The organism is Mycobacterium sp. TH-M11 (genome assembly GCF_057473725.1).
Genome location: NZ_JBYCLD010000530.1, coordinates 1 through 6964 on the forward strand (window position 1 = coordinate 1; position 6964 = coordinate 6964).

General features: G+C 61.8%; 6 protein-coding genes and 1 pseudogene. 4 read left to right on the forward strand and 3 right to left on the reverse strand.

The genetic code is table 11. The features are described 5' to 3' along the window. The 3 genes and pseudogenes from AC2VOG_RS20115 to AC2VOG_RS20125 all read left to right on the forward strand — a co-directional run. Positions 1 to 489 (forward strand): annotated as a pseudogene (locus AC2VOG_RS20115) (hypothetical protein); the annotation flags it as partial. A gap of 220 nt (positions 490 to 709) precedes the next feature. After that, complete coding sequence (locus tag AC2VOG_RS20120) at positions 710 to 1453, forward strand: SCO6745 family protein (RefSeq protein WP_486941586.1); 744 nt, start codon at positions 710 to 712, stop codon at positions 1451 to 1453. Between the two features lie 268 nt (positions 1454 to 1721). Next, positions 1722 to 2714, forward strand: a complete 993-nt coding sequence (locus AC2VOG_RS20125; RefSeq protein ID WP_095580410.1) for an AraC family transcriptional regulator — start codon at positions 1722 to 1724, stop codon at positions 2712 to 2714. A 98-nt stretch (positions 2715 to 2812) separates the two neighbouring features. Here AC2VOG_RS20125 and AC2VOG_RS20130 read toward each other — a convergent pair whose 3' ends face one another. After that, positions 2813 to 3520 (reverse strand): type 1 glutamine amidotransferase domain-containing protein, encoded by a 708-nt coding sequence (locus AC2VOG_RS20130; RefSeq protein ID WP_486941583.1) that lies wholly within the window; start codon positions 3518 to 3520, stop codon positions 2813 to 2815. 636 nt (positions 3521 to 4156) lie between these two features. On the opposite strand from AC2VOG_RS20130, the gene AC2VOG_RS20135 reads away from it, so the two are divergent. Further along, complete coding sequence (locus AC2VOG_RS20135; RefSeq protein ID WP_157742372.1) at positions 4157 to 4330, forward strand: hypothetical protein; 174 nt, start codon at positions 4157 to 4159, stop codon at positions 4328 to 4330. Positions 4331 to 4645: 315 nt separating this feature from the next. On the opposite strand, the gene AC2VOG_RS20140 is transcribed toward AC2VOG_RS20135, so the two are convergent. Together AC2VOG_RS20140 and AC2VOG_RS20145 are read right to left on the reverse strand one after the other, a co-directional pair. Continuing rightward, complete coding sequence (locus AC2VOG_RS20140; protein WP_486941584.1) at positions 4646 to 5485, reverse strand: hypothetical protein; 840 nt, start codon at positions 5483 to 5485, stop codon at positions 4646 to 4648. Further along, entirely contained in the window at positions 5482 to 6501 is a 1020-nt protein-coding gene (locus tag AC2VOG_RS20145) for a hypothetical protein (protein WP_486941585.1), read from the reverse strand. Before AC2VOG_RS20145 ends, AC2VOG_RS20140 begins: the two co-directional genes overlap by 4 nt. Between the last annotated feature and the right edge of the window lie 463 nt (positions 6502 to 6964).

Sequence of the window (6964 nt, forward strand, 5' to 3'; positions counted from 1 at the left end):
AGGCTGCTCGACGGTGTGCCGTTTTCGGCCTCCACCGCCGACGCTACGAGGCTGGTGGAATTCCTGGCTGCCGCGTCGAAGGTGACGGTCGGCCAGATGCAGGACACTTTGCGGGCCCATTTCCCGTGGATCTACCAATTGATCAGCAACCTGAAACTCCTCACCGACGGCTTCGCGGAGGTGCCGGGCGCTGAAAAGCTGACCCGCTTCGACGGTTCACCTGCCCACTCTGTTCCTCTGATCAGGGACTACTTCCGCGACGACATCATCCCCGGCCTGGAACGGCAGCAGCATAACTTCGTGATCGTCGACACGAACTGGCCTCCGCTCACGGTGTTCGCGCCGCTGCTTACAGCCTTGGGCATCGCGGTGTTCGCTTACGGCCTCTGGCTGGGTGTCCTGACCAGGAGGCAACTCCGAAGGAGAAGGGATGGGCCGAGCCCGCCCTCACCGGCACCAGATGTGTTGATCCCGGCCGGCGTCAGCTGACAGATATCGGGCCCGTGTTGAGAGTCGCCGCAGCAGTCAGAAGGAAGTCAATAGTGCTGTCGCTGGAGAATTGCCGAACACCTCTAAGATGACGAAACCCTTCTGGCACTTCGATGTTGAAAAGTATCAGTTAGGAAGCGGGCGTCGGGCGGTTCGAGAACTGAAATGAACGACACACCCACACACCCACAAAAGGAGAATCGCCTTGAGCCATAACGACATGTTTGACGCCGCCCGTGCCTCGGGGGCGCCCGTGGAGCAAGCGGTCGCGCTGTTCATGCTGCACCCGGAGACTTTCGCCGAAAGCGTCGCAGCAGGCTACGAGAACCCAGTCGCCGGCTACGTCGCCGGACGCGGTGGTGTGCTGGGCGAGGCAACCGGTGTCACGGTCAGTTCGGTATTCGCGGCGTTCGAGCCCACCTTCCTTCGTGCCCTGTGGGAGGAAGGCGTCGCGGTACATGGCGCCACGAGAGCAGCCGAGCTCTACTGGGACCAAGCCGCCGGATTCGCCCGTAGATACCTGGCCGGCGCCGAAGGGCTGGACCGCATCGCCACGCTGGGCGAGAAAATCATCACAGCGACGCCGGACGCGGGCCTGCCGCTGTATGCCGGCTGGCGCACCATGCCGCTGGCAGACGACGCGCCTGCCCGGGCGCTGCAGGTGATGTTCATCCTGCGGGAGCTGCGGGGCGGTGTGCATCACAACGCCCTCACCATTTCCGGTATCACGCCCGTCGAAGCTCACATGCTCAACAAGGGATATCAATACACCACGATGTTCGGCTGGCCCGAACCGTTCGCCGACGGCGAGGACAAGCAGGAGCGTTACGCCGAGGTCGAGCAGACGACCAACCGCCGGATGACCGACGTTTTCGCGGCCACCCTCGACCGCGACGAGGCAGACGAACTGGCCCGATTGAGCGCCGGCGCCCTGGCGTCGCTGAAGGCCAGCGTCCCCGGGTGAACCCAACCGCGGCCCCAATGCCGTTAGCGGACGGCCAGGTCGTTGCTCGCTGCACGACAGTGCGCATCCCCGGCCTCGCGTGTCCACGATCGAACGGCGATCTCGCGGTGCTGAAGGTGACCGAATCGGCAGATAACAAGAAACGATAAAGCATGAAACACCCTGTGCAGCAGGATTTAAGCAAGCCACGTACCAGTGATAACGGGCCTGTCTACGCGTTTACGGGGGAACAGCTGCCTCGCACCATAAGCGAAACCTGAAGGCTGACATGACCATGGCACAACCGCCGGATGAACGCGTAACGGCCACAAGCGTCATCATCGACGAAATGAAAAGGAAGACGCCGCAGCTGGGGCCAAACACCAGCTGGTGGCCAGGGTTGACGCTGTACCGGTTTACGTCCCCACAGACCTCGCAATGGGAGAAGGTGGCTCCGCTGGCCCTGTGTCTTATCGCTCAGGGTCGAAAAGCAGTTCGCGCCAACGCTATCGAATTCCAGTATGATCCCTGCAACTACTTCGTTGTCAACGACGGTATGCGATTCGAGGCCGAGGTCCTTGAAGCGAGCGACAAAAAGCCTTTTCTTTCGCTGGTGCTCCAGATCGATCCCCTCATCGTCCGCCGAGTCACGGCCGAGATGCACGACAGTCTGCCTAGTACCTCGAGGAGCCCAAGCCCATCCACAAGGAGATCGGTTTTGGACGCCTACGTTTCACCTGTGGAGCCACACCTGACCGACGCGATCCTGCGGTTCCTACGCGCGCTCGACACACCAGCGGATCGGCGGATATTGGCCCCCATCTTCCTAGAGGAGATCGTTTACAGACTCCTGCAAGCCGAACAAGGGCAGCGCCTCATCGAATTGGCCGCGAAAGACATTGACGCCAACGGCGTCCGCGCGGCCGTCGATTACGTGCGCGAAAACCCGAACAAGCCACTCAGCGTCAACGAACTAGCCGAAAGGGTCTACATGAGCCCATCGGCATTCGCACATCGATTCCGAGAATCGATCGGGATCAGTCCCTATCAGTTCGTTAAGAATGTCCGATTAGAATCGGCGCGAACCCTACTTCTTCAAGACCGCATGAGCGTCCGTGAAGCGGCCAGTAGAGCTGGCTACACGAGCCCCTCTCACTTCATCAACGAATTCAAACGTCGCTTCGGCGTCACCCCGCGCAGATACGCCGACCTTCAGATGCGCACTGCGCCAACGGACGTCGGCGCGCGAACAACAATGCCACGCGGTCGCACACCCGCGTGACGGCATGCAGCGACCAGTTCGCCCCAGGCTGGTGGCCTCGGTTTAGGGGCTTTCTAGACTACGCCAAACCGCGTGAGCGAAAGATCCAGGCGTTGGAATCAGCTCGCGACGTCAGCTACCAGCCGGCGGGCCAACGGTTCTGACGATGCAGGATTCTGGCCCGTATAGAGGTTGCGGTCGACAACGACATATACACCCCACGGCTCAGCCGACTTCGAGTACATACCGCCCCGGTCCTTGAGCCGGTCCTCCAGCAGCCACTCAGCTTTATCTGCGTAGCCGAGTTGACTCTCCTCCTCATTGCTGAAGCCGGTGAGCTTGTATCCGTCAAAAACCCAACTCCCGTCATCGTTGACCGCCGCCAACAACGCAGCCTGACCGTGGCACACTGCCGCAATAGGTTTACCCGCGTCGATAAAGTCTCGGATTAACTTGCCGAGAGGGACCGAGATGGCCAGATCCTCCATTGGCCCGTGTCCGCCAGGAAAAAAGAGCAAATCGAACGTAGCACTCTTCTGATCTTCGAGCACTGCTGCCGAACTGAGCTGATCGGAAATCGAGGCGATGTAGTCGGCGATCACCTGGCCAGCCTCGGCGCTGCCACCGTTCATCTCCGGGCTATACCCGGCTTTGTCGGCTGTCGGTGGCACACCTCCCGGAGTGGCGATCGTGATGTCCCAACCGGCGCCGGTAAACATCCTGTGCGGGGTCGCCACCTCCTCAGGCCAATACCCACAGGGATGCTTGGTTCCGTCAGCAAAAGTCCAATAGTCCACGCCTGTCACGGCAATCAGCACCGAAGGCATTACTCACCTCGTTTTTCGTTCCTGGATGAAAGGCCGCCGAGCCGGCCCGCACTCTTCGCAACCGATTCACGACACACGATCGGTTATCTGAAGGGCGACCAACTCAGTGGCATTACACATCGTGAACGTTGCGTCTGCTACATGCACGACGCTGACTTAGTCGGAATCAACAACATTTCGACAGGAACGCTACACGTTCGGCCACAGCTCGACCTTGTCACCGACAGACCTGAGCTCAACTGATTTGGTTTGGGGGCTGACTCGCGATGTCGACGGTCCGTTGCTCGATGTGGAGAAAGCACCCACGGCGCCCCAAAGGTCTCTTGCCAAGAAATTCAGCTGCGCGCCGGTGATGTCCCCATACCCCATACTTGGTTGGGGATAGGAGAACGGTGAATTCACCCGCGGATGCGCTGATCGAAAGAACGCAGTGGGATCCCCAGCTGGTCGCGCGTCTCGTGACGATGCTGTGTCCGGTGGCGAAGGGGTGGTTCCGGTCGCAGGTCACTGGATTGGACTCGATTCCGCGCGGCGGAGCGCTGGTGGTGTCCAATCATTCCGGTGGCCTTTTCGCTATGGACGCGCCGGTGTTCGCGGTCGACTTCTTCGACACGTTCGGGCTACGGACGGCCGCTGTTGACTCTCAGCCACGACATCTTGTTCCACGGCCCGATTGCGGCGCTGTTGATGCGCGCCGGATTTATCCGCGCCAGCCGCGACGATGCCATCGCCGCGCTGCGGGCCGGGGCCGTGACAGAAGCCCGCCTGCGACGCCGCGCCTCCCTCGCTGCCCGGCGGCGGGCGGCCTGATTCATGGCCGCAGCCTACGACTTCGTGCCGACAAGGTGCGGAGGGGTCAGCTGCTCATGGGTAATGCCGATTACCCATGAAAACAGCCCCTGAGACAGGCGAGGCGGCTGCGCCTGTTGCTCAGAGTGGTTGCCACGGATTTGGCCACAGAACACGGTGGAACCGACGCGAACAAGCGGGACGCGGTGAGACAGTGTGGACGGCTGGAACCTCGCTGACGCGCAGCTATGAGACCGAGCGTATTGCGGAAGACCGCGACCGGTTAGCTCATAACCCAGAGGTCGAATCCTCGTTAGTTCGAGGCAATGGCGAGGGTCAGCGCAGCAGGCGCTCAGTGAATGCGGCAACCGCGAGCTGACCGTCGGTGGCCACGGTCTGCGCGTCTTCGTCGGGGTGGTTCTCGATGAACTGCGTGGCGTAGGCCAGAGAGCCCTGGGCGGACGAATCGGCGAAATTCGCTTGCAGGTCTAGCAATTGGGTGCGCATCTCTCCTGTCGGCGGACCGAAAACATCCAAGACGCGGTCAGCCGCTGCGGTGGCGTCCCCGTGGTTGTTGTGCAACAACACGAATGCGATGTCGTACCAGTCCTTTTCTTTGCGGCGGCCGTGAGCCGCCGCCACCTTCGCGAGGAGGAAACCGGCCAATCCGGTGACGTTGATTTCAGCCTCGCGCCGCGTCCCGTGGTCGTTTGCCTGGATCTTTTGAATCACGATGTCTCGTGCGGCGTATCCGGTTCCGCGCAGGTTCGCTGCCCCGAGGTGTTTGCAGCCGGTGAACGCGACAGTAGCGTTGTTCGGCTCGTCGTCGAGATCAGCCAGCAGCTCGAACTTGACTGTAGCGCGGACGCCGTCGGGGTCGTTTAGCTCCCATCGCCACACCCGTTCGTCATCAGGCTCAAACCCGGCGTTGAGCAACGCCTGTTCCAAGCGCGCCGCTTGAACTGAGCCGCCGGCAATTTCCAGGTTGACCTGAACGTCGACGTCGGACGTCCCTGCGTGACGCTTCGACGAGTTCGAGCACAGCAGGGCGGGCACCAATCCCCCGAGAAGCACGAACTCTGGGCGTCCCCCATAGTGATGCACCACGCGTACCACAGCGAGTTCGGCTGCTCGCCTGGCTGCGGCGGTCCGAACCTGTTCTACGTCTTCATTCATGGTGTCGTCGTCATCTCCTCACGTAAGTGCTCAGCCGCGTCTTCGCCGCGCACCCCGCTGATTCGGAGGTCGGCATACACGCGAGGCCACACAACCGAACGAAATCCGTCGGCGATCGTTTCGGTGAGTTTCGCGCCGGCCGGTGTGGGGAACGGGCGCAGCACCAGGCGGCCACCATCCATCTCTTGCAGGCCAGCCACCACCGCGGCTCGGCGAACATCACTCCATGTCTTGCCCGCCACGTAGATCTCTAAGGGCGCCACCTCGGTCTGCATCGGCGCGAGCACGTTCGCCGAAAGTGCGCTTGTGGCAGCCCAGTCGATACCGGCAGCTTCCAAGAGCTGACCGGTCTGGATGGCCCCAGCGGCAGGATCCCGCCACAGCACACCGACCCGGATGGAAATCGGGGACCGCAGCCGCTCGGCCGCCGTCGCGTAAGCGTCGAGGAACTCGTCACGATCGGCGACGCGTCGCGCGGCGCTGGGCCCCCGGGCAGCTGAGCTGACCAGATGCCCGTCCTGCTCGAGGAATTTCAGCGCAGCCACCGCGCTGCCCATCGATATCCCGGTGGCTTCTATAACCGAGTTGACGGTCGGGGTTGCCTGTCCCGAGAGGATTGCCTCGCAAACGGCGAGCGTGGCTGGCTTCCATCCGATGCGCGAGTCCAGCGGCACCGGCGGCTTGCCCGTTGTCTCGATGATAATCGTCGTCCCCGAGGCGTCCCTGATGACGATGTCGGCTGCTCCGGATTCGTCAACCCAGCCGACGCCGGCTTTCTTGGCAACGGTGCGCGCTCCCGGTGACATCCGCGGCGCGACGATCACGTCTGGTCGGGGCTTATCGTGCAGGGCCTCTTCGACCTGCTGCGGCCAGCCGACCGTTAGCCAGCGGACCCGAAGATCCTTATCGCCCAACGTCACGATCAGATCGCGTCTTGGACCCCCGGTGGAGCGCGCGCGCAGCGCGGTATGAAGCACGGCTTCCAGCGCGCTAACTGCCCTCTCCTGCTGCGCCATGATCATCACTATACCTCAATAAAAACCAATACCTCACTGGTCTAGTGATGTAGGCCAAATCATTGAGGTACTGTGGAAACGCCTCTGCGGCGGGTGGTTGGCAAGTGACGGTCTTTTCGCTTCGCGAGCATGGAGGAGGGAGCGGGCTGCGGGGGAGCACCTGGTCGGCCCGCGGCCAAGGCATCGGCGCCAGCCCGTCACCAGGGGGGAGATCGTTGCTCGAACCAGTGCCATTGTGCTGAGTCGTGGCCGGCCCACTCCTCTTCGATGTGAACCAGGGGTGCGCAGCTACGGCGGTGTAACCGTTGGTCGACCAGGGCCCAGCACTGTTACGCCGCGTAACACACCGGCGCATAACCCAAGGACAAGGGACGACCCGCGTAACAACGCTGGAATCGACAAAGTGCATTTCACAACTTATTTCTCCAGGAAAGAGCGGGGGTTCGAATCCCCTTAGCTCCAC